Raw genomic sequence first — 22,503 nt, forward strand, 5'->3', positions numbered from 1 at the left:
TGGGTGAGCGCTGGAATCACAGTCCCCCCTTGCACCGGCTGTCGCCGACTGCCCCTCGCTTCGAGCCGCCACACTATCGGCAGCTCGGTCGCTGGAACATAGGATCCGCCCCTCGCGCGGAGGGCACTCGAAAGAGGGACATCCAGACTGCCGACTGCGTCGGAAACATCGTCGCCGATGCGGACCCTCCTGCTGCACTTCGCCGACCTGCGCAAATGCTCAGTCATCGGTTCCACCCGGCTCGCCGCCCACGTCTCTGGCCTCCAGGTTGGCCCAGTGAAACGCGAAGTGGCTGAGACACCCCGCTAGACGGGTGTCCCAGCCACTTCGCTTACTTACTCAGCCGGCATCTCGCCCTGCTGGTCGCCAGGGTCGTCGGCCACGTCGTCCAGTCCGTCGCCGTCGAGGAGCCCAGTGGGCTCGCCCGGCACTTCGGAGGCATCGCGGTCAGAGTTGTTGCGCTTGTCCCGCCACAGCTCGAAGCCCTGAATGCCGAGCGACCCTACGCCCGCAAGTGCAGAGATCCAGCCGAGAACAGCTTCCGGGTTCACAATCGGTCCTTTGTTCGCAGGACCGCAGAACTTGCTTGCCTATTACAGGAGCGCGGTCGGGCGCCCTCCACGCCCTCCGCGCCTTCCGAGGCAACGCAGTTGAGTGCGGCCCCTGCCAGTGGAACAGCGAGGGACCACACGACCCGGCGCTCGCGGCACCCGAGGTGCCGCCGTCACGAGTTCGCCTGGTGGACGACACGGTCGAGGCGGAACCGGGACTTCCTCAACCCGAGAAGCCTGGATGTGATCAGCATACTCAAGACGCGCCGCGAGACCCCTGAGAAACTCATTCCAGCTCGACGGCTCCAGACCGATTACCGCCAAGATCCGCAGAAGATCGAGAACAGCCGCTGCTTCGGTCAGGGCGTCTTCCCGCGTGACCCTCTTGAACCTGAAGCTCGGGCCGCCGAGGCCAGCGAGCTCGAGAAGCTGCTCGGCAGTCAGCGACAGGATGTCGCTGCGGGGCGTGTCCCGCAGAACGGCCAGGGCCCACAGCGGGATCTGCGCCGACCTCAGTACTCGCAGGAGCCGATGGTTACTCCTGCCCAGTGCCGCTTCTTCAGCCTGGAGACTCTCGATCTCGTCAGACACTCTCCAGACCTGACGGACATGATCCACAGCGTTACCCACAAGCAACAGGGTGTGCTGGTGGATCGCGTCCGCCTGGTCAGACGGAAGCTCCGTCCGCTCGTATTTCTCCAACCGCTCGGCGAAGGCGGCGCAGATCTCAGCGAACCGAGTTCCGGGCGCACAACGCTCGAGTGATCGCATCAGAGCGGCTTGCCCCTGACCGCTCATGTCCATCGGGAGACGGCTTGTCGAATAGGGCGCATGAGCAGCCTCACATCGACGACGCCAGTGCGTTTCCGCTTCTGCTCGCGGCACAGCATCCATCAACCGTTTGGCTTGACGGACAGTAAATGATCTCGCCAACCCCGTCCGTTCCGCGGACGGCACCCCCCCGAATAGCTGCACCCCTTCAGGCTACAGCAACGCCAACAGCCTCCAGGTGTGACACGAGGGGGAAACGGCCGACACGGCCGAGGAGTTGGGACCTACGCCGTGGCGGGAGGCGGACGGCGGACGATCGACCCCTCTCCCTAGCCCGTGGCTTCGACACGTAGGACTTGACAGGGAAGACGACGGAGGCGCGGACGCGGTCGCGGCTCTCGGTGAGGCTCTTGTCGGGGAGGCCGACGAGGGTGAAGGCGGCGACGCCGGGTTCGAGGTCGGCCTGGACCTCGACGACGACGCCTTCGACGCCGACGAGGGCGACGGAGCAGGTGCGGGCGAAGCCCATCTCAGGCCACCCCCCGGGCGTGGGTGAGGACGGGGGCGCCGCGGCGGGGCAGGAGGATGCCGACGAGGTCGATGCGGACGCCGCCGGCGGGGGGCGGGGTGCCAGTGCGGTCGAGCCAGCAGGCGGCGAGGTGCTGGAGCCGGGCGGCCTTGTCGGGGGTGACGGCGGCCATGGGGTGTTCGAAGTCGCCGATGCGGCGGGTCTTGACCTCGCAGATGACGAGGGTGTCCCCGTCGCGGGCGACGATGTCGATCTCTCCGGCGCGGCCGTAGCGCCAGTTGCGGGCGAGGATGTGCAGTCCGGTCTCGGTGAGCCGGCGGGCCGCCAGCTCTTCTCCGTACCGTCCGAGTGCTTGGGTCGCGTTCATGAGACCACCTCCGTCACCGACTGTGACGGAGGTGGTCCTGGGCGTGTGCGGGGCTGTGGACGAGTGGGCGGTCCCGGGGAACCGCGTCACTCACACGGGTGAGGAGAGCGGAGCTCAGCTGCCAGGCAGTTCGAGGTCGCTCTTGTTGAGCTCCTCGATGTTGACGTCCTTGAAGGTGAGGACGCGGACCTGCTTGACGAACCTGGCCGGCCGGTACATGTCCCAGACCCAGGCGTCGGCCATGCTGACCTCGAAGAAGACCTCGCCCTGGACCGAGTGCACCTGCATCTCGTAGTCGTTGGTGAGGTAGAAGCGCCGCTCGGTCTCGATCACGTATTTGAACAGCCCGACGACGTCGCGGTACTCCCGGTAGAGCTTCAGCTCCATCTCGGTCTCGTACTTCTCGAGGTCCTCGGCGCTCATGGCATGTTCCCCTTCAGCCGTGCGTCCCCCTATTGTGCGCCAGTCGGGCCGCGCCCCTACACGATTTCCGGGGCGAGGACGACGGGCGTGCTCGGGGGTCCCTCGTCGAGCAGCGTGCGCAGCAGCTCGGCGAGCCTGATGGGGTACACGGTCTCATGTGCCGCCGACAGTTCGGCGGAGGTCCACCATCTCAGGCCGGAGAGACTGCGGGTCTCCAGCTCGGTGAGGGCCTGGGGGCCGGGTACGGGGCCGGTGTGACGGGTGCGGGCGAGGTAGTACCACTCGTCCTGGTCCCAGCGGCGGCCGGCGAAGGGGAAGGAGCAGTGGCGCCGCCAGAGGACGGGGCCGAGTTCGACGTCGGTGAGGCCGGTCTCCTCGGCGAGCTCGCGCAGGGCGGCCTGCGCCCGGGTCTCGTCGCCTTCGAGGCCGCCGCCGGGGGTGAACCACCAGGTGTCGCCGGGGTCGTCGGGTTCGTGTCCGTGCATGAGCAGCACGCGGTCGTCGGGGTCGAGCAGGATCACCCGCGCGACCTGCCGCACCTCACGCCCGTCCCCGCCGCCACCGGAGCCCGTACTCGCACCCGTACCCGTACCGATCCCCGTACCGCCACCACCGCCGGAGCCCGCGGAGCTCGTACCGCCGTCGCCGGAGCCCGTACCGCCCGTCATGCCTTCACCTTCTCTCGCGCTCCCCTGCCCCGCCCGCCGAGCCGGTCGGCCACCGGGCCGTAGGCGGCGCCGCCCAGGATCAGGGCGGCGCCGGCGCCGATGGCGGTGAGGAGGAGGGTGACGGGGCCGGGGGTCGAGATGCCGCCGGGCAGGGCGGCGAAGCCCGCCGGGCGTTCGACGACGCCGCCGGAGAGCGGCCAGACGACGGAGTCGACGCGGGCGACGACGGCGGAGCGGGGCACCGAGCCGCCCGCGGCGTCCTCCAGGTGGCTGCGGGAGTCGAGCGAGGTGGTGCGGTCGTCGCCGAGGAGGAAGAGGCTGCCCTCGGGGACGGTGGCGCTGAACTCGTCGGGGACGACCCCGCCGGGGCCGCCCGACTGGGCGCCCAGGTACGGCTCGTCGACGGGGGTGCCGTTGATGGTGAGGCGGCCGTCGGTGCCGCAGCAGGCGACGGTGTCGCCGCCGACGCCGACGACCCGTTTGACCATGGTCGCGCCGCCCCAGAGCGGGTCCTCGAAGACGACGACGTCACCGCGGCGCACGTCGGTGCCGTCGACGCGCTGGGCGAGCACCTTGGCGCCGATCTCCAGGGTGGGGGCCATGGACCCGGTGGGCACCGAGTACGGCCGGTAGAGCACGGCTCCCGCGGCGAAGCCGCCGAGGAAGAGCAGACAGCCGACGGCCACGGCGAGTCCCGACAGCACGCTGCCGAGACGGCCGCGGCCGTCGGTCTTCTTGGTCGCTGCGCTCATGTGCACCCCAGAGTCCGTCGACGATCTGGGACGGCACCCTACCCGCGCGAAGCTACTCGGCGGTATGGCCCGTGGAGCGCTTCCTGCGGCGCCAGAGCACCAGCGGGAGCGCTCCGGCGAGGCCGGCCGCCGCGGGGGCCATGGCCGGCGCGGCGGCCGCGGCCGGGTTGAGTCCGGGCTGGTCGAAGACGTCCGGGACCGGCAGGGTCGCCCAGCGGGTGAGGGGCCAGGCGACGACCACGGCCCGGCCGACGACCTGGTCGTTGGCGATGGTGCCGCCGCCCGGGAGCTCCTGGTGGAAGCGGGAGTCGAGCGAGTTCTGCCGGTTGTCGCCCATGACCCAGATGCGGTCCTGGGGGACCTTGATCGGGCCGAAGGAGTCCTGGCAGGGCACGGAGCCGGGGTAGAGGTAGGCGGTCTCGTCGAGTTCCTTGCCGTTGAGGACGACCTTGCCGCCCTCCTTGCAGGAGACGGTGTCGCCGCCGACGGCGATGACCCGCTTGATGAGGTCCTTCTCCTCGGCGGACGGCATGAGGCCGATGAAGCTGAGGAACTTCTGGATCGCGTTCGGCTTCGGGGTCTCCGCGGTCTCCAGCCAGCCGCCCGGGTCGTGGAAGACGACGACCTCTCCGCGCTCGGGCTCGGAGCCGAACCAGGGGGTCAGCTTGTCGACGAGGACCCGGTCGCCCTTCTTCAGGGTGTTCATCATCGATTCCGAGGGAATCGAGAACGCCTGCACCAGGAAGGTCTTGATCAGCAGGGCGAGGATCAGCGCGATGCCGATGAGGAGCGGCAGCTCCTTCCAGAAGGAACGCTGTTTCCTGGGCCGCGCCCCCGTGCCCTCGGCACCGTCGGTGCCCTCGGCACCGTCGCCGTGGTCCGGCCGGTCGCCGCCGGACGGCGACGAGCCGCCGCTGTTGTTCTCTTCCGTCACGTTCTCACCTCTGGCCCCGTCGGCCCTGTCCTCGGGCCCTTCGTGTCCGGAACGTGCGCCGACGGCCACTTCCCCCACATCCACTCCTCACTCCGTGCAACTGCCCGTCCCGGAACAGGGACAGGCCCGCCACTCCCATAACGAGCAGGAGTTCCGCAGGGGTCGGCGGCCAGGGCATTCCGTTCACGTTCCGCGTGGACACACTATGCGACATGCCGAGCGCGGTCTCGGAGGTCGTACGTCCGTCCGGCACGGCGGCGAAGGTCTCCCGCTCCTCCAGGCCGCGCCAGTGTCCGAGCGGCCAGGCGATCACCACGGCGCGGCCCACGACCTGTTCCTCGGCGATGGTGCCCCGGCCCGGCTCGTCCAAGTGGTAGCGCGAGTCGGCGGAGTCGGAGCGGTGGTCGCCGAGGACGAAGACGCGGCCCTCGGGGACCTTCACGTCGAAGGGGATCGTGGACGGCTTGTCGCCGGGGTTGAGGTACGGCTCGTCCAGCGGCACGCCGTTGACGGTGATGCGGCCGTCCTTGCCGCAGCAGCGGACGGTGTCGCCGCCGACCGCGATCACCCGCTTGATGAGGTCCCGGTCGTCGGCCGAGGGCATCAGGCCGATGAAGGTCAGCGCCTGCTTGAGCTGCTTGATCCCGACGGGGTCCTCGGCGGTGGGGGCGGTCTCCTGGTGGAGCCAGCTGCCGGGGTCCTTGAACACGACGACGTCCCCGCGCTGCGGCTTCGAGCCGAACCACGGGGTGAGCTTGTCGACCAGGACCCGGTCGTGGATCCGGATCGTCTGCTCCATGGAGCCGGACGGGATGACGAAGGCCTGGACGAGGAAGGTCTTGAGGACGAGCGCGATGAGCACGGCGACGCCGACGAGGATGGGGATCTCGCGGATCGCGGAGCGCCGCCGGCGCCGCTGGACCCTGCGGGCCAGGCGGCGGCGTTCGGCCCGGCCGGGCGGCGGCGCCTGCGCCCCCTCCGGCGCGGCGCCCGCCCGGGGACGGCCCCGGCTACCCATGCCCACTCCCCCGTACGTCCTCCTGCCCGCTCCCCTGTACGTCCTCCTGCCCGTTTCCCCGTACGTCCTTCTGGCCGTTTCCCCGTACGTCCTTCTGGCCGCTTCCCCGTACGTTCTCCTGCCCGCTCCCCCGTGCGCCGCTCTCCCGCGGTCCGAAGGGGTGTCCGCCGGCGGGCGGTGCTGGGACGGAGTCGTACGCGTCGGTCTCGGGCACGATGGTCCAGCGGGCGAAGGGCCAGACGATCCAGTCGGCGCGGCCGACGACCTTGTCGACGGGGACCACGCCGCCGCCGGGGCTGCCGAGGTGGTCGCGGGAGTCGCTGGACTGGCTGCGGTGGTCGCCCATCACCCAGAGGGTGCCCGGGGGGACGACGATGTCGAAGGGGACGTCGGAGGGCCGGTCGCCCGGGGTGAGGTAAGGCTCCTGGACCCGGCCGCCGTTGACGGTGATCCGGCCGTCCTCGTCGCAGCAGACGACCCGGTCGCCGCCGACGCCGACGACCCGCTTCACGAAGTCGGTCTCGTCGGGCGGCGCGAGCCCGAGCGCGGCCGCCGCGTCGTGCAGCAGGCCGGTGACGGGGTTGCCCGCCGGCTCCTCCTGGATAAAGGATCCGGTGCCGTCGAAGACCACGACGTCACCGCGGCGCGGCTCATTGCCGAAACGGTACGCCAGTTTGTTGACCAGGATCCGGTCCCCGGCCTGGAGGGTGGGTTCCATGGAGCCGCTGGGGATCAGGAACGGCTGGGCGACGAAGTGGCTGAGGAGCAGCAGGAAGACCACACAGGCGGCGCCGACCAGCCCCGTCCTGCGCCAGGAGGGTCCGGCGCGGCCGGAAACGCGCACGGAGCGCGACCCGTCCTCCGTGGTGGGATCCGCTGGGGATTCCGCCGGGGAAGAGGGGTCGCGCTCCGTGTGCTGTGCTTCGGTGTCCATCGGGGGGTGAGCCTATCCGGCCCGCCTGTACGTGGAGCGTGAAGCCTCGCGCGAGCGGTGAGCCGGAGCTCAGTTGTCGCGCTTCTCCTTGATCTTGGCGGCCTTGCCGCGCAGCTCGCGGAGGTAGTAGAGCTTCGCGCGACGGACGTCACCGCGGGTGACGAGCTCGATCTTCTCGAAGATCGGGCTGTTCACCGGGAAGGTGCGCTCGACGCCGACGGAGAACGAGACCTTGCGGACGGTGAAGGTCTCGGAGACGCCGGAGCCCTGGCGGCGGATGACGACGCCCTTGAACTGCTGGATACGGGAGCGGTTGCCCTCGATGACGCGCACGTGGACGTTCACGGTGTCGCCGGGACGGAAGGCGGGCAGGTCGGAGCGGAGCGAAGCCGCGTTCACCTGGTCGAGCAGGGAGGCCATGGAGGTCTCTTTCCTCGCCGATGCCACAGGCCATCAGCGGTGACGTACGAATCATGGGAGCGCCGTACGGTCGTTGGCGGGCGGCTCCCCCTGTGGCAGGGGCGCGCGCCGGACGTACGGCAGTCGCCTATTCTTCCACGCCCTCGACCCTGCGCCAAAATCGGCCGCCGGGCTCGGGGGCCCAGCCGAGGATCGAGAGGGTCTCGCGGTCCTTCTTGTCGAAGGCGGCGGGGTCGCAGCGCTCGATGAGGTCGGGCCGGTTGGCGGCGGTGCGCCGGAAGGCCTCGTCGCGGCGCCAGCGGGCGATCTTGCCGTGGTGGCCGCTGACCAGCACCTCGGGGATGGCGTGACCGCGCCACTCCGGGGGCTTGGTGTAGACGGGGCCTTCGAGGAGGTTGGCCATGGCACCGGGGGCGAAGGAGTCGTCGCGGTGCGACTCGGCGTTGCCGAGGACGCCGGGGAGCAGCCGGGCGACGGCTTCGGTGATCACCAGGACGGCGGCCTCGCCGCCGGCGAGCACGTAGTCGCCGATGGAGACCTCGTAGACGGGCATGCGGGTGGCGTACTCGTCCATGACGCGGCGGTCGATGCCCTCGTAGCGGGCCGGGGTGAAGATCAGCCAGGGCCGCTCGGAGAGCTCGACGGCGAGTTCCTGGGTGAAGGGCCGGCCGCTGGGGGTGGGGACGACGAGGACGGGGCCGTGGGCGCCGGCGTCGTAGCCGTCGGCGAGGGTCTGGTCGAGGGCCTCGCCCCAGGGCTCGGTCTTCATGACCATGCCGGGGCCGCCGCCGTACGGGGTGTCGTCGACGGTGTTGTGCCGGTCGTGGGTCCACTGCCGCAGGTCGTGGACGTGGACGTCGAGCTGTCCACGCGCGCGTGCCTTGCCGACGAGGGAGACGTTCAGCGGTTCGAGGTACTCGGGGAAGATCGTGACGACGTCGAGCCTCATGCCTGATCGCCCTCTTCGCCCTCTTCGCCCTGTTCGACAGACTCGACAGACTCGGCGGACTCGGCGGACTCGGCGTCGCGGGCGGAGGCGATCTCGGCGCGGTCGTCGATGAGGCCGGGCGGCGGGTCGATGACGGCCCGCTGGTTCTCCAGGTCGATCTCGGTGACGATCTGCTCGACGAAGGGGATCATCAGCTCGGTGCCGTCGGGCCGCTCGACGATGAACAGGTCCTGCGAGGGCAGGTGGGAGATCTCGGTGATGGCGCCGATGAGGGTGCCGTCGGCGAGGACCACGTCGAGGTCGACGAGCTGGTGGTCGTAGTACTCGTCCTCCTCCTCGGGGAGTTCCGCCGGGTCGACCTCGGCGATGAGGAGGGTGTTGCGGAGCGCCTCGGCTCCGTTGCGGTCGCGGACGCCCTCGAAGCGGAGCAGCAGTCGGCCGCTGTGCACCTTGCCGGACTCGATGGTCAGCGGACCGGCGGAGGCCGGGTCGGTGAGCAGGACGGCGCCGGGGGCGAGCCGCAGTTCGGGCTCGTCGGTGCGCACCTCCACGGTGACGTCGCCCCTGATCCCGTGGGCGCGGCCGATCCGCGCGACTACCAACTGCACTGGTGAACTCTTCCTGTCGTACGGCAACGGGCCGGGGTGGGCGGTGTGCCCTCCCCGGCCCGTGCCGGTGTCAAACTTTCAGCGGACCTGGTCCACGTCGACGAGGTCGACGCGGATGCCACGACCGCCGATGGCGCCCACGACGGTCCGCAGCGCACGCGCGGTGCGGCCGTTGCGACCGATCACCTTGCCGAGGTCGTCGGGGTGGACCCGGACCTCGAGCACGCGGCCGCGACGCAGGTTGCGCGAGGCGACCTGCACGTCGTCGGGGTTGTCGACGATGCCCTTCACGAGGTGCTCGAGAGCCTCCTCGAGCATGATCAGGCCTCGGTGGTGGACTCGGCCTCGGCCTCGTCCGCCTTCGCCTTCTTGGCCTTCGGGGTGATGGCCTCGCCCTTGTCCTCAGCGCCCTCGAGGGCCTTGGCGAACTCGTCGAAGGAAGCGCGCTTCTCTTCCTTGGTCGCCGGGGCGAGCAGCGGCTTCTCCGGGGCCGGGAGGCCCTTGTGCTTCTGCCAGTCGCCGGTGAGCTTCAGGATGGCGAGGACGGGCTCGGTCGGCTGGGCGCCGACGGAGAGCCAGTACTGCGCACGCTCGGAGTCGACCTCGATACGCGACGGGTTGTACGTCGGGTGGTAGAGGCCGATCTCCTCGATCGCGCGGCCGTCACGGCGGGTGCGCGAGTCGGCGACGACGATGCGGTAGTGCGGCTGGCGAATCTTGCCGAGGCGCTTGAGCTTGATCTTGACTGCCACTGGAGTGGTGTCTCCTGGTCTTGACGTGGTTGGGCACTTGAGATGCCACGTGGGGTTGCGGTACTCGGGTGCCCGATGGACGCGTCAGCCGGAGGAGAGAGGGGTCCTGTGCGACTGTCGAGTACAGCTGTCCATTGTGCCACACGCCGCCGTGCCGCTCGCCGCCAGGTCAGCCGGCGGCGCCCACCGTCTCGGGGATCCGGAAGGGCTTGCCGCAGCCTCCGCAGACGATCGGGGCCTGGGCGAGCACCGAGGGCACCACGCGTACGTTGCGTCCGCAGTCGCAGACGGCCTTGACGCGGACGCCGCCGCCCGAGGAGCCGTGCCGGGCGGCCGGTCCGCGGAAGGAGCGCTTGGTGTCGGCGGCGGTGGCGACGGTGTGGGCCTTGAGGGCGCGCTGGAGCCGCTCGATGGTGGGCCGGTACCGCCGCTTCGCCTCGGGGTTGAGCGTGACCAGGGAGAAGCCGCTGCTGGCGTGCGGCTCCTCGGGATGGTCGAGGCCCATCTCCTCGGCGATCGCGAGGAATCTGCGGTTGTGGTAGCGGCCGGCGCGGGAGGTGTCGCGGACACCCCGGGCGGCGGCGATGCCGTGGACTGCCTCGTGGAGCAGTCGCTCGAAGGAGAGCTCGGCGCCGCAGGCGGACGAGGACTCTCCGATCAGGGACTCGGGCGCGGCGAGGTCCGGCAGCTCGGGGTGGTGCCGCTGAATGTCGGCCCACGCCTGCGCCAGCTCTGCGGCGAGGACAGGTGGTGTCGTGCTCACGTCGGGTACAACGAGCTGGATCCCCTCCGGGTTCCATTCCGGGGCAACTCAAATATTTTGCACGTACCCGTCAGTCGGTACCCAGGCGTCCGCAGCTGGTGCACAGGGCGCATACGCCCCGGCGCGCGGTCACTTCACGCGCGCCTGGCCCTTGCGGGAGGGGACCTTACCGGGTCGGTGCCCGACTTCGGGCACCGACCCCTGGCTTCCCCGCCGCCCTGCCGGGGGGTGTGGCCCGAACTCGCCCCCGGTCGTCCGGCCCGAGCACTGGACGCCGGACGCGAAGCGCAGTTCCCTGACTACGGGGGGCTGTCGTCCGGCACGGATTGGGGCCTGATCCATGACACCTACGCTCGTCCCGCACCACCCCGCGCGCGATTGGGCCGAGATCCAGGAACGGATGCTCGTCCCGCTCTACGAGGCGGTCCACGAACGCCTCGGCGTGGGCCCGGGCACCCGCCTGCTCGGCCTGGACTGCGGGACCGGTCTGGCGCTCCTCATGGCGGCGGCCAGGGGCGCCCTGGCCGCCGGGGCGGAGGCGGACCACGCGCGCGTGGAACTGGCGAGAACCCGTCTGCCCGACTCCGTGGCGGTCACCTCCGATATTCCGGAGGACGGCCCGTACGACGTGATCACCGCCTTCCACGCGGCCGACCGGACCGCCTTCGGGCCGGACGGGCTCACCCGGGCGGCGCAACGGGGCACGGCGGTGGTGCTGGCCGGCTGGGGGCCGCCCGAGCGGTGCGCGACGGAGCCGCTGCTGCGGCTCGCGGACCGGCTCGCGGACCGGCGCCCCTCCCCCCGTACCGACCTGGGGGCGCTCGCCGTCCGGGCCGGCCTCCGACCGGTGGGCGACGGCCGCGTCGCCTGTCCCTTCGGGTACGCGGACGAGGGCAGCGCGGTGCGCGGACTGCTCTCCACCGGGGCCTTCGACGCGGCGGTGCGGGTCTCCGACCCCTCCCGGGTGGAGAAGGAGATCGAGGAGGCCCTGGCCCCGTACCGGCGCGCCGACGGCACGGTGTGGATGCCGAACGTCTTCCGGTACGTCATCGCGCGCGTGCCGTAGCCGCCCCCGGGAAGGCGAGGCGGCTCAGGCGGGCGGTCGCTCGGGGTTGGGGCCGACGCCGGGCTGGGGGGCGTTCGGGTCCGGGCGTTCGATGCCGGCCGCGCGGTAGGCGGCGTCCTCCTCCAGGGTCTCGTCGGCGAGGAGGGCGGCGGAGAGGGCGTCGAGCTTGTCGCGGTGCTCGTCCAGGAGGCGTACGGCGTCCTCGTAGCACTCGTCGACGATGCGGCGCATCTCGGCGTCGACGGTGTCGAGGGTCGCGGGGGCGGCGGAGAGGCCGTACGCCTGCTGGGCGTCGCTCGGGATGGCGGTGAGGCGGCCGACGGTCTCGCTCATGCCCCAGCGGCCGACCATGCCCCGGGCGATGTTGGTGACCTGTTCGAGGTCGCTCTCGGCGCCGGTGGTGATGACGCCGAAGACGACCTGTTCGGCGGCCATGCCGCCGAGGGCGCCGATGATCCGGCCGCGCAGATACTCCTCCGTATAAGCGTATTTATCGGCGTCGGGTGTGGACAACGTGACGCCGAGGGCGCGGCCTCGGGGCACGATGGTGATCTTGCGGACGGGGTCGGCGCCGGGCTGGAGCATGCCGAGGAGGGCGTGGCCGCTCTCGTGGTAGGCGGTGCGGCGGCGTTCCTCCTCGGGCATGACGAGGGGGCGTTCGGCGCCGAGCTGGACCTTCTCCAGGGCGTCGGAGAGGTCGGACTGGGTGACGGCCTTCTGTTGGCGTTTGACGGCGAGGAGGGCGGCCTCGTTGGCGAGGTTGGCGAGCTCGGCGCCGGTCATGCCGGGGGTGGTGCGGGCGACCTGCTCCAGGTCGACGTCCTTGGCGAGCGGGATCTGCCGGGTGTGGATCCTGAGGATGGCCTCGCGGCCGCCCCGGTCGGGCGGGTTGACGTGGACGATCCGGTCGAAGCGGCCGGGGCGGGTGAGGGCGGGGTCGAGGACGTCGGCGCGGTTGGTGGCGGCGAGGACGACGACGCCTTCGGAGCCGGTGAAGCCGTCCATCTCGGTGAGGATCTGGTTGAGGGTCTGTTCGCGTTCGTCGTGGCCGCCCATGCCGGAGCCGCCGCCGCGGGCGCGGCCGATGGTGTCGATCTCGTCGATGAAGACGATCGCCGGGGCGACCTTGCGGGCCTCGGCGAAGAGCTCGCGGACGCGGGAGGCGCCGACGCCGACGATCATCTCGATGAACTCGGAGGCGGAGGCGGAGAAGAAGGGCACGCCGGCCTCGCCGGCGACGGCCCGCGCGAGGAGGGTCTTGCCGGTGCCGGGCGGTCCTGCGAGGAGGACGCCTCGGGGCATCTTCGCGCCCATCTCGCGGTAGGCCTGCGGGTTCTTCAGGAAGTCGACGACGTCGTTGAGCTCGCCCTCGACCTCGTCGATGCCGGCGACGTCGGCGAAGGTGGTGCGCTTGCCGCCGTCCACCTCGACCGGTTTCGGCGGCTGCTTGCGGCCGAGCATCCCGCCGGCTCCGCCCATGCCGGAGCTCATCCGGCGGGCGATGAAGACCCAGAGCAGGACGAGGAGGAGCATCGGGGCGAGGGAGAGCAGCAGATTGGCGAGGAACGAACGTTCCTGCACGACGGGCTCGGCGGTGACGGTGACCTTCTGCTTGGTCAGCTGCTCCCACAGGTCGTCGTCGGCGAAGGCGGGGCGCTGGGTCTGGAACTTGGTGTAGTCGCCCTTGCCGTCGGGCACGGGCCGCTTCTCCTTCAGCTGCCCCTGGATCGCGTCGCCCTTGGAGTAGATCTTGGTGACGTTCCCGGCGGTGACCTGCTTGCTGAACTCGGTGTACGAGACCGTCGGCCCGTCGCCCTCGTTGAACAAGGACAGCACGAGGTTGGCGATCAGGTAGACGGCGAGCGCGGTGAGGATGAGGCCGCCCCAGCCGCCGGGCATCTTCTTCTTCGGCGGCGGGGGCGGCGGTGCCCCTTCCGAGCGCCAGGGCTGGTCGGTCCGGTCGCGCGGGGGTACGGGGTTGGCCACGTCGCTCTCCTCGGGGCGGCAGTGGCCCCAGTATCGGAGAGCGGGATCGAGGCGGCATTCCGGGCGGTCCGGGCGGACGAGAAGGGGCCCGGGGCGGTTTCGGTGATCCGAAACCGCCCCGGGCCCCTCCGGCCGACGAGGGTCGGCCCGTGAACCCCTCGAAGGCGAGGGTCGGCCCGTGCCCCCTCGAAGGCGAGGGTCAGCCCATGAACTTCTTGAACTCGTCCGGCAGCTCGAAGTCCTGCGGGCCCTGGCCGGCGCCCGGCAGCCCGAAGGCGCCGCCCTGCTGGGCCTGCTCCCGCTTCTCCTGGGCGGCCTGCTCCTCGGCCTTCCGCTTCATCGGGTTGCCGCTCTTGCGCTTGCCCTTGGCCTGCTTGACCTGCTTCTTCTGCCGGCCGGGGCCGCCGCCCATGCCCGGGATGCCGGGCATGCCGGGCAGGCCGCCGCCCTGGGCCATGCGGGACATCATCTTGCGGGCCTCGAAGAACCGCTCGACCAGGCCCTTCACGGCGCTGACCTCGACGCCGGAACCCTTGGCGATACGGGCGCGGCGGGAGCCGTTGATGATGGTCGGGTCCTGGCGCTCGGCCGGGGTCATCGACTTGATGATGGCGGCGGTACGGTCCACGTCCCGCTCGTCGATGTTGGCGATCTGCTCCTTCATCTGCCCCATGCCGGGCAGCATGCCGAGGAGCTTGCTGATGGAGCCCATCTTGCGGACCTGCTCCATCTGGGCGAGGAAGTCGTCCAGGGTGAAGTCCTGGCCCTTCTTCGACGCGAGCTTCGAGGCCATCTTGGCGGCCTCTTCCTCGTCGAAGGTCTGCTGGGCCTTCTCGATGAGCGACAGCATGTCGCCCATGCCGAGGATGCGGGACGCCATGCGGTCCGGGTGGAACGCGTCGAAGTCGTCCAGCTTCTCGCCGTTGGAGGCGAACATGATCTGCTTGCCGGTGACGTGCGCGATGGAGAGCGCGGCACCACCGCGGGCGTCGCCGTCGAGCTTGGAGAGCACGACGCCGTCGAAGCCGACGCCGTCGCGGAAGGCCTCGGCGGTGTTGACCGCGTCCTGACCGATCATGGCGTCGACGACGAAGAGGATCTCGTCGGGGCTGACGGCGTCGCGGATGTCCGCGGCCTGCTGCATCAGCTCCTGGTCGATGCCGAGGCGGCCGGCGGTGTCGACGACGACGATGTCGTACATCTTCGACCGGGCGTACTCGATGGAGTCCTTGGCGACCTGGACCGGGTCGCCGACGCCGTTGCCGGGCTGCGGGCCGTAGAAGGCGACGCCGGCGCGGTCGGCGACGACCGAGAGCTGGTTGACGGCGTTGGGGCGCTGGAGGTCGCAGGCGACGAGCAGCGGCGAGTGGCCCTGCGCCTTCAGCCAGAGGCCGAGCTTTCCGGCGAGGGTGGTCTTACCGGCACCCTGGAGACCGGCGAGCATGATCACGGTCGGCGCGGTCTTGGCGAACCGCAGCCGGCGGGTCTCGCCGCCGAGGATCGAGATCAGCTCGTCGTTGACGATCTTGATGACCTGCTGCGAGGGGTTCAGCGCCTTGGAGACCTCGGCGCCGAGGGCCCGCTCCTTGACGTTCTTGATGAACGCGCGGACGACCGGCAGGGCGACGTCGGCCTCGAGGAGGGCGATACGGATTTCCCGGGCCGCGCTGTCGATGTCCTGCTCGGAGAGGCGGCCTTTGCCCCGGAGGGACTTGAAAGTCGCGCTGAGGCGGTCGGAAAGCGTATCGAACACGGTGGTCGCGATCCTCGGGTCGGGGCGGATGGTCGCCACCCAGGGTATCCGGCCCGGGGGCACCCCTGGCCTTGCCGGTCGGATTGGGCGGACGAGGCCCTCGTCACGCCAGCGCCGCCTCCAGGGCCCGGGCGAGGTCGATGGCCTCCTCGTCCGGGAGGAGGGAGCCGTCGGGGCGGGTCACGTACAGGGTGTCGACGGCGTTGGCGCCGAGCGTGGAGACGTGCGCGCTGCGGACCCGTACCGCCGCTCCCTCCAGGGCGCGGCCGATCCGGTGGAGCAGGCCGGGGGCGTCCTGGGCCCGGACCTCCAGGACGGTGGCGAGGCGGGAGTCGGCGGGGGCGACGGTGACGCGGGGCGGCGGGGCCTGGACGCCGCGGCGGCGCGGGTAGGCGGCCTCGCGCTCGGCGAGCCGGGCGGGGATGTCGAGGGAGCCGTCGAGGGCGCGCACCAGGTCGGCGCGGAGCCGGTGGCCCTGGGGCAGGGAGCCGTACTCGGCGGCGACCCGCCAGTCGAGGACGAGGACGGAGCCGGGGCCCGTGCCGAGTTCGGCGGGGAGGTGCACGGCGCGCAGGTCGGCGGCGCGGACGGTGAGCCGGTGGAGGGCGAGGACGCCGGCGACGGCGGGCAGCACTCCGGGCTGGTCGGGGAGGGCGATGACGAGTTCGACGCCGACGGGCTCGGGTTCGTCGGGGTCGAGGGGCTGCTCGTCGCGGGTGTGCAGGGTGAGGGCGGGTTCGCCGGTGCGCAGGGCCTCGACGGCGAGCCGTTCCTGTTCGGCGCTGGGGGCGGCGGCCTCGGGGTCGGGCAGGGGCTGCCCGGCGAGGACGCCGGAGACCCGTTTGACGAGGTCGGCGACGAGGGAGGCGCGCCAGGCGGACCAGGCGGCGGGTCCGGTGGCGAGGGCGTCGGCCTCGGTGAGGGCGTGGAGGAGTTCGAGGGTGCCGACGGTGCCGACGGCGGTGGCGACGGACTGGACGGTGGCGGGGTCGTCGAGGTCGCGGCGGGTGGCGGTGTCGACGAGGAGGAGGTGGTGGCGGACGAGGGTGGCGACGGTGGCGGTGTCGGTGCGGTCGAAGCCGATCCGGGCGGCGAGGTCGCGGGCGATGGTCTCGCCGGCGACGGAGTGGTCGCCGGGCCAGCCCTTGCCGATGTCGTGGAGGAGGGCGGCGACGAGGAGGAGGTCGGGGCGGCCGACGCGGCGGGTGAGGGAGGCGGCGCGGACGGCGGTCTCGACGAGGTGGCGGTCGACGGTCCAGGTGTGGACGGGGTTGCGCTGGGGGCGGTGGCGGACGCGTTCCCAGTCGGGCAGGAGGCGGGTGACGAGTCCTTCGGCCTCCAGGGCCTCCCAGACGGGCACGGCGGGGGCGCCGGCGCCGAGCAGGGTGACGAGCGCCTCGCGGGCCTCGGCGGGCCAGGGCACGGGCAGCGCTTTGGCGGCGGCGGCGAGCCGGCGTACGGCGTGCGGGGAGAGCGGCAGGCCGTGCTGGGCGGCCGCGGCGGCGGCGCGCAGCGGGAGGGCGGGGTCGCGTTCGGGCTTGGCGGAGAGGGCGAGGACGGCCTCGCCGTCCATCTCGACGACGCCCTCGGCGAGCGGGGTCCGTTCGACGGGCGGCTTCTGGGCGGCGCGGCCGCCGAGGAGGGAGCGGAGCCGGGGGCGGGCGGAGCGGGCCTTGAGGACGCGGCCGACCTCGCGCCAGGTGACGTCGGAGGCGTACGTGACGATGCCGGCGGCCTCGTACACGCCGCGGAGCAGGGTGTCGGCGTCGAGGAGGCCGAGCTGCTCGGCGACGGCGTCCTGTTCCTGGAGGGCGAGCCGGTCGGTGGCGCGGCCGGTGGCGAGGTGGAGGGCGTCGCGGGCGTCGAGGAGGCGGCGGCGGGCGGTGTCGAGGCCGTCGCGGGGGGCGTCGGCGAGCCAGGAGGCGGCGACGGCGCGCAGGGCCTGGGCGTCGCGGAGGCCGCCGCGGGCCTCCTTGAGGTCGGGTTCGAGGAGGAAGCGGAGTTCGCCGGAGCGTGCGGCGCGGTCGCGGCAGAGCTCGGCGAGTTCGGGGAGGCGGCGGACGGCCTGGTTGCGCCAGTCGGCGAGGACGGTGGAGCGCAGGGCGGTGGCGAGGGCCGTGTCGCCGGCGAGGGGCCGGGCGTCGAGGAGGCCGAGGTGGACCTTGAGGTCGTCGGCGGCGGTGGCGCGGGCCTGGGCGGGGGTGCGGACGGAGTGGTCGAGGGCGAGCCCGAGGTCCCAGACGGGGTACCAGAGGCGGTCGGCGAGGGCGGCGATCGCCTCCTTGGGGGCGGTGCCGTCGTGCAGCAGGAGGAGGTCGAGGTCGCTGCGCGGGGAGAGTTCGGCGCGGCCGTAGCCGCCGACGGCGACGAGGGCGGTGCCCTTGGGCGGTGCGGCGGCGGCGAAGAGTGCGGCGAGCCAGTCGTCGGTGAGGCCGGCGAGGGCGGTACGGCGCTCGGGCCCGGACGGCGTCTTCTCCTGGAGGAGCCGCAGCCGGGCCGCCGCGTAGCCGCCGGGTCCCTGCTCTTCGGTCGCGTCCTGCGGTTCGAGGGTGGTCACCGGCGGCTCCTTCTTCGCGGATGGGGCTGCGGAAACGGCCCGGCGGACCGGTGGGTCCGTCGGGCCGTGCTCCTAGAGGGCGTCGGGTCCGCGTTCGCCCGTGCGGACGCGGACGGCGGTCTCGACCGGGACGCTCCAGACCTTTCCGTCACCGATCTTGCCGGTGCGGGCCGCCTTCACGACGACGTCGATGAGCTGTTCGGCGTCCTCGTCCTCGACCAGGACCTCGATGCGGATCTTGGGGACGAGGTCGACGGTGTACTCGGCGCCGCGGTACACCTCGGTGTGGCCGCGCTGACGTCCGTACCCGCTGGCCTCGGTGACGGTGAGGCCGTGGACCCCGAAGGCCTGGAGGGCCTCCTTGATCTCGTCGAGCCGGTGCGGCTTCACGACCGCGGTGATGAGCTTCATGCGTCCACCTTCTTGTTCTCCGTGGCAACCGGCGCGGCGACGGCGGTGGTGCGCCCGGAGGCGCCGCCGCCGGCTCCGCTGAAGTCGTAGGCGGTCTCGGCGTGCTCGACCTGGTCGATGCCGGAGACCTCGTCGTCCTCGCTGACCCGCATGCCCATGGTCTTGTCGATGATCAGGGCGAGGATCGCGGAGACGACCAGAGAGTAGGCGAGGACGGCGAAGACGCCGACGGCCTGCTTGCCGAGCTGCTCCAGGCCACCGCCGTAGAAGAGGCCCTTGGCGTCGGACTGGACGCCGCCGGTGGCGAAGAGGCCGACGAGGAGGGAGCCGATGATGCCGCCGACGAGGTGGACGCCGACGACGTCGAGGGAGTCGTCGTAGCCGAACTTGTACTTGAGGCCGACGGCCATGGCGCAGACGAGACCGGCGATGGCGCCGATGGCGATGGCGCCGAGCGGGGAGCAGGAGCCGCCGGAGGGGGTGATGGCGACGAGGCCGGCGACGGCGCCGGAGGCCGCGCCGAGGGTGGTGAAGGCGCCGTGGCGGATCTTCTCGTAGAACAGCCAGGCGAGCATGGCGGCGCCGGTGGCGACCTGGGTGTTGACGAACATGACGGCGCCGACGCCGTCGTCGTTGCCGAGCCACGAGCCGGCGTTGAAGCCGAACCAGCCGAACCAGAGGAGACCGGCGCCGAGCATGACCAGCGGGAGGCTGTGCGGGCGCATCGGGTCCTTCTTGAAGCCGACGCGCTTGCCGATGACGAGGATGACGCCGAGGGCCGCGGCGCCGGCGTTGATGTGGACCGCCGTGCCGCCGGCGAAGTCGATGACGCCCATCTCGAAGAGCCAGCCGCCGGCGCCCCAGACCCAGTGGGCGACGAGGAAGTAGACGACGGTGACCCAGAGGGTGATGAACAGGGCCCAGGCGGTGAACTTGACCCGGTCGGCGAGGGCGCCGCTGATCAGGGCGGGGGTGATGATGGCGAACATCAGCTGGAACACGGCGAAGACGTACACCGGGATGGTGTAGCCGTCCCAGAGTTCGGTGACGCCGATGCCGCTGAGGCCGAGGTAGTCGGAGGACCAGCCGACGATGCCGCCGGTGTCGGTGCCGAAGGCGACGCTGAAGCCGTAGAGCACCCACAGGACCGTGACGATCCCGAGGCTGATGAAGCTCATCATCAGCATGTTGAGGGTGGACTTGACGCGGACCATGCCTCCGTAGAAGAAGGCGAGGGCCGGGGTCATCAGCATGACCAGGGCGGAGCAGATGAGCATGAACCCGGTGTTGGCGGCGGACAGCTCGGGGGCGTCTGCTGCCAGGGTCGTGATGGCTGGTGCCATCGGCGTCTCCTCGTCGTCGGATGCGGCCTGTGCGGGGCGGGGCCGGCGGTGAGCGGCGGCCTGAGGGGTGGCCGGTGATGGCCCAGAGATTCGCGCAGCGCGGTTTCCGCCGATGCCGCTCGATGTTTCGGGGCGGTGACGAAGGGAGGGGGCGTGTTACGTGACCGTGAACGCCTGGGTCACGGGGAAGTAACGGGCGTACTCTCCGGGCGGTGCCGGGCGGACGAGGGGGCGTCCGGAACGCGGACCGGCCGCGCCGGCGTCCGTGTGTCCTGTGCGGCGGGGGAGCCGAGTCGGGCAGTACGGGACGTCCGGCGCGGCCGGGGTCGTGGGGCTCTCGGGAGCGTGCGGTACGGGGTCAGACGGCCTCGGCCGACTCGGGGAGCAGCAGGGTGAGCCGGTCGGTGAGGTCGACGACCTCGGCGACGTCGCCGAAGTCGCGGGCGGCGGTGTCGACGGTCTTGCGGAGCCGGTTGTTGACCCGCTCGGAGCGGATGGAGCGGGCGACGCCGAGGGCCTGCTCGGCGAGGACGACGGACTGCTCGGGCTCGCGCTTGAGCAGGTGGACGGTGGCCATGCCGATGAGGTTGAGGGCGTACGAGCGCTGGTGGTCGGGGTCCTTCCCGAAGAGCTCGACGGCCCGCTCCATGACGGGCTCGGCCAGCGAGGCGTAGCTCGGGGAGCGTCCGGCGACGTAGGCGAGGTCGCGGTAGGAGTGGGAGTTCTCGCCGTTGAGCTCGGCCTCGGTGAAGAAGCGGATCCAGTCGGGCTCGGGGCCGCCTTCGAGGGTGGCGTCGGCGAAGGTGTCCTCGGCCATCCGGACGGCCCGCTTGCACTTGGAGGGCTGGCCCATGTTGGCGTAGGCGCGGGCCTCCATCGCATACAGCATGGCCTGGGTGCGGGGGGTGGCGCAGTCCCGGCTGCCGTACTGGGCCAGGTGGATGAGTTCGAGGGCGTCGTCGGGGCGGCCGAGGTGGATCATCTGCCGGCTCATGGAGGAGAGGATGTACGAGCCGAGCGGCTTGTCGCCGGCCTCCTTGGCGGCGTGCAGCGCGAGGACGAAGTACTTCTGGGCGGTGGGCTGGAGGCCCACGTCGTAGCTCATCCACCCGGCGAGTTCGGCGAGTTCGGCGGCGACGGTGAAGAGGCGCTTGGCGGTGGCGGCCGGCTGGGCTTCCTGGAGGAGGTCGGTGACCTCGTGGAGCTGGCCGACGACGGCCTTGCGGCGCAGTCCGCCGCCGCACTGGGCGTCCCACTTGCGGAACATGGCGGTGGTGGATTCGAGGAGGTCGAGCTCGATGTCGGAGAGCCGGCGCGGCCGGCCGCCGGGCGCCTGCTCGGCGGTGGCCGGTTCGCCCACGGGGGTGGGGACCAGCCAGCGCTGCATGGGCTCGATGAGGGCGGGTCCCGCGGCGAGCTGGAGCGAGGAGCCGAGGAAGCCGCGCCGGGCGAGCATGAGGTCGCTGCGGGAGAACTCGCTGAGCAGGGAGACGGTCTGCGGTCCGGCCCAGGGCAGGTCGACGCCGGAGACGGAGGGCGTCTGGTGGGCGGTGCGCAGTCCGAGGTCCTCGATGGCGACGACGGAGCCGAAGCGCTCGGAGAACAGCTCGGAGAGGATCCTCGGGATGGGCTCGCGGGGCTGTTCGCCGTCGAGCCAGCGGCGGACGCGGGAGGTGTCGGTGGAGATGTGGTGGGCGCCCATCTGGCGGGCCCTGCGGTTGACCTGGCGGGCCAGCTCGCCCTTGGACCAGCCGCTGCGCACGAACCACGAGCCGAGCCGCTCGTTGGGGCGCTTGCCGGCAGTCGTACCGTCTGTGCCGTTGCCGCCCACTGGAACGCCCCCATCCACCTGATTGCCTGTCGTGCGAACCCCTATCAGAATGCCGCGTCCCGCGGCTCCCCGCTCGGTGTTCCGACTCCTTCGAACGGGAAACCGACTTGCCTCCGGCATACCCACCCGTGCACGCCCCTCTGGGGCTTCGGGTACCGAAAGTAATCCTACGATCACCCCTGCCGTGAGGCCGTGACAAGAAACGCCACCATTCGCCACCCCTTCGAATGAACCCGCCAGGGGCTCCACGCGATTCACTTGACATGCGACGAACCGGAGTCGGCGCACGGAAGCGCGAAGAGGCGCGCGCCACCGTGCGCACCACCCCGTACGCGACCGTACGCCACCCTGGGCGACGAAACCCGGGCGTGGCGTCACTGAACGTGACAGGGGTGTTCCGGCTCGTAACCACCGGCGCGTCCGACCCGTTGGAGGGGGCATGGGCTTCACGATCGGCGGCATTCGTGAGATGCGGACCGGCTCACGCCGCCGCGCACGCACCACCGAGTACACAGCGGTGGCCGAGTACACCGGACTCTGGGGCTGGGACGTCCAGCCCGGCGCGCTGGCCGCGGGCGGCCGGTGCTCCTGCGGCGACCGGGCCTGTACGGCCCCGGGCGCGCATCCTCTCTCCTTCGCGCCGCCCGTCCCGGCGGGCGCGGGGCTCGACGACGCGACCAAGGCGTGGTCGGAGTACCCGGGCGCGGCGCTGCTGCTGCCGGTGGGCCGCGCCTTCGACGTGATCGAGGTGGCCGAGGCGGCGGGCCGGCGGGCGCTGGTCCGGATGGAGCGGATGGGGCTGCCGCTGGGCCCGGTCTGCGCGACGCCGACCGGCCGGGCGCAGTTCCTCGTCGCGCCGGGCGCGGCGGAGGAGCTGCCGCGGCTGCTGTACCGGATGGGCTGGGACGACGCGGATCTGGATCTGCACTGCCTGGGTCCCGGCAGCCACATCACCGCTCCCCCGTCGCAGCTGGGCGGCCTCGGTCCGGTGCGCTGGCTGCGGCCGCCGACGCTGGACACGGCGGGCGCGCCGCCGCAGGCCCGGCTGCTGCTCGGCACGCTGGCGTACATGTGCCATCGGACGCACGGCTAGGCAGGCGTACGGAAGGGCCCCCGC

22 protein-coding genes and 2 pseudogenes are annotated in these 22,503 nt (G+C 71.7%); 3 read left to right on the forward strand and 21 right to left on the reverse strand.

Annotated elements, in window-relative coordinates; translation table 11 throughout:
• Positions 1-335: 335 nt before the first annotated feature.
• A complete protein-coding gene (locus HHL19_RS05985) occupies positions 336-551 on the reverse strand; it encodes a hypothetical protein (protein ID WP_169086393.1) in 216 nt (71 codons plus the stop codon).
• Between the two features lie 243 nt (positions 552-794).
• Here HHL19_RS05985 and HHL19_RS05990 point away from each other — a divergent pair, with 243 nt between their 5' ends.
• The gene (locus tag HHL19_RS05990) at positions 795-1,316 is read left to right on the forward strand and encodes a hypothetical protein (RefSeq protein WP_169086395.1); all 522 of its coding nucleotides are present in this window, start codon (positions 795-797) and stop codon (positions 1,314-1,316) included.
• Positions 1,317-1,689: 373 nt separating this feature from the next.
• Here the strand turns inward: HHL19_RS05990 and HHL19_RS05995 are convergent.
• The 14 genes and pseudogenes from HHL19_RS05995 to HHL19_RS06060 all read right to left on the reverse strand — a co-directional run.
• A pseudogene (locus HHL19_RS05995) lies at positions 1,690-1,851 on the reverse strand (ATP-binding protein); the annotation flags it as partial.
• A gap of 1 nt (position 1,852) precedes the next feature.
• The gene (locus tag HHL19_RS06000; RefSeq protein ID WP_169086396.1) at positions 1,853-2,218 is read right to left on the reverse strand and encodes a YraN family protein; all 366 of its coding nucleotides are present in this window, start codon (positions 2,216-2,218) and stop codon (positions 1,853-1,855) included.
• Positions 2,219-2,332: 114 nt separating this feature from the next.
• Positions 2,333-2,641, reverse strand: a complete 309-nt coding sequence (locus tag HHL19_RS06005; protein WP_005311352.1) for a DUF2469 domain-containing protein — start codon at positions 2,639-2,641, stop codon at positions 2,333-2,335.
• A gap of 56 nt (positions 2,642-2,697) precedes the next feature.
• Positions 2,698-3,309 carry an NUDIX hydrolase gene (locus tag HHL19_RS06010; RefSeq protein ID WP_169086398.1) on the reverse strand — a complete coding sequence of 204 codons (612 nt, stop codon included), beginning with the start codon at positions 3,307-3,309 and terminating at the stop codon, positions 2,698-2,700.
• Positions 3,306-4,061 carry a signal peptidase I gene (lepB, locus tag HHL19_RS06015; RefSeq protein ID WP_169086401.1) on the reverse strand — a complete coding sequence of 252 codons (756 nt, stop codon included), beginning with the start codon at positions 4,059-4,061 and terminating at the stop codon, positions 3,306-3,308. The genes HHL19_RS06010 and lepB (HHL19_RS06015) overlap by 4 nt, the downstream gene beginning before the upstream one ends.
• Before the next feature lie 52 nt (positions 4,062-4,113).
• Entirely contained in the window at positions 4,114-5,064 is a 951-nt protein-coding gene (gene lepB / locus HHL19_RS06020) for a signal peptidase I (RefSeq protein WP_169086403.1), read from the reverse strand.
• Positions 5,000-6,013: a signal peptidase I gene (lepB, locus tag HHL19_RS06025; protein ID WP_169086405.1), complete on the reverse strand. Its 1,014-nt coding sequence runs from the start codon at positions 6,011-6,013 to the stop codon at positions 5,000-5,002. Before lepB (HHL19_RS06025) ends, lepB (HHL19_RS06020) begins: the two co-directional genes overlap by 65 nt.
• Positions 6,014-6,173: 160 nt before the next feature.
• Positions 6,174-6,947 (reverse strand): annotated as a pseudogene (lepB, locus tag HHL19_RS06030) (signal peptidase I); the annotation flags it as partial.
• A gap of 69 nt (positions 6,948-7,016) precedes the next feature.
• On the reverse strand, positions 7,017-7,367 hold the full coding sequence (gene rplS, locus HHL19_RS06035) for a 50S ribosomal protein L19 (RefSeq protein ID WP_030496989.1): 351 nt from the start codon (positions 7,365-7,367) through the stop codon (positions 7,017-7,019).
• Positions 7,368-7,494: 127 nt separating this feature from the next.
• Positions 7,495-8,316, reverse strand: coding sequence for a tRNA (guanosine(37)-N1)-methyltransferase TrmD (trmD, locus tag HHL19_RS06040; RefSeq protein ID WP_169086409.1), 822 nt, complete (start codon positions 8,314-8,316; stop codon positions 7,495-7,497).
• Complete coding sequence (rimM, locus tag HHL19_RS06045) at positions 8,313-8,924, reverse strand: ribosome maturation factor RimM (protein ID WP_169086411.1); 612 nt, start codon at positions 8,922-8,924, stop codon at positions 8,313-8,315. Before rimM ends, trmD begins: the two co-directional genes overlap by 4 nt.
• A 78-nt stretch (positions 8,925-9,002) precedes the next feature.
• Positions 9,003-9,242, reverse strand: a complete 240-nt coding sequence (locus tag HHL19_RS06050) for an RNA-binding protein (RefSeq protein WP_005311361.1) — start codon at positions 9,240-9,242, stop codon at positions 9,003-9,005.
• A gap of 2 nt (positions 9,243-9,244) precedes the next feature.
• The gene (gene rpsP / locus HHL19_RS06055; RefSeq protein WP_030496986.1) at positions 9,245-9,676 is read right to left on the reverse strand and encodes a 30S ribosomal protein S16; all 432 of its coding nucleotides are present in this window, start codon (positions 9,674-9,676) and stop codon (positions 9,245-9,247) included.
• A gap of 169 nt (positions 9,677-9,845) precedes the next feature.
• The gene (locus tag HHL19_RS06060; protein WP_031013958.1) at positions 9,846-10,439 is read right to left on the reverse strand and encodes a hypothetical protein; all 594 of its coding nucleotides are present in this window, start codon (positions 10,437-10,439) and stop codon (positions 9,846-9,848) included.
• 340 nt (positions 10,440-10,779) lie between these two features.
• Between HHL19_RS06060 and HHL19_RS06065 the strand changes: the two genes are divergently transcribed.
• Positions 10,780-11,505 (forward strand): methyltransferase type 11, encoded by a 726-nt coding sequence (locus HHL19_RS06065; protein WP_169086412.1) that lies wholly within the window; start codon positions 10,780-10,782, stop codon positions 11,503-11,505.
• Positions 11,506-11,529: 24 nt separating this feature from the next.
• Here the strand turns inward: HHL19_RS06065 and ftsH are convergent, their stop codons facing one another.
• The 6 genes from ftsH to HHL19_RS06095 form a co-directional block, all read right to left on the reverse strand.
• Complete coding sequence (gene ftsH / locus HHL19_RS06070; protein WP_169086414.1) at positions 11,530-13,491, reverse strand: ATP-dependent zinc metalloprotease FtsH; 1,962 nt, start codon at positions 13,489-13,491, stop codon at positions 11,530-11,532.
• A gap of 199 nt (positions 13,492-13,690) precedes the next feature.
• Positions 13,691-15,244 (reverse strand): signal recognition particle protein, encoded by a 1,554-nt coding sequence (gene ffh / locus HHL19_RS06075; RefSeq protein WP_169086416.1) that lies wholly within the window; start codon positions 15,242-15,244, stop codon positions 13,691-13,693.
• Positions 15,245-15,347: 103 nt separating this feature from the next.
• Positions 15,348-17,801, reverse strand: coding sequence for a [protein-PII] uridylyltransferase (locus tag HHL19_RS06080; RefSeq protein ID WP_169086418.1), 2,454 nt, complete (start codon positions 17,799-17,801; stop codon positions 15,348-15,350).
• Positions 17,802-17,873: 72 nt separating this feature from the next.
• Complete coding sequence (locus HHL19_RS06085; protein ID WP_015036464.1) at positions 17,874-18,212, reverse strand: P-II family nitrogen regulator; 339 nt, start codon at positions 18,210-18,212, stop codon at positions 17,874-17,876.
• Complete coding sequence (locus HHL19_RS06090) at positions 18,209-19,555, reverse strand: ammonium transporter (protein WP_169086420.1); 1,347 nt, start codon at positions 19,553-19,555, stop codon at positions 18,209-18,211. The genes HHL19_RS06085 and HHL19_RS06090 overlap by 4 nt, the downstream gene beginning before the upstream one ends.
• Before the next feature lie 358 nt (positions 19,556-19,913).
• Positions 19,914-21,386: a hypothetical protein gene (locus tag HHL19_RS06095; protein WP_169086422.1), complete on the reverse strand. Its 1,473-nt coding sequence runs from the start codon at positions 21,384-21,386 to the stop codon at positions 19,914-19,916.
• Between the two features lie 439 nt (positions 21,387-21,825).
• Between HHL19_RS06095 and HHL19_RS06100 the strand changes: the two genes are divergently transcribed.
• Complete coding sequence (locus tag HHL19_RS06100; protein ID WP_169086424.1) at positions 21,826-22,479, forward strand: bifunctional DNA primase/polymerase; 654 nt, start codon at positions 21,826-21,828, stop codon at positions 22,477-22,479.
• The last annotated feature ends 24 nt before the right edge of the window (positions 22,480-22,503 follow it).

This window comes from Streptomyces sp. R302 (assembly GCF_012927245.1).
GTDB lineage: Bacteria > Actinomycetota > Actinomycetes > Streptomycetales > Streptomycetaceae > Streptomyces.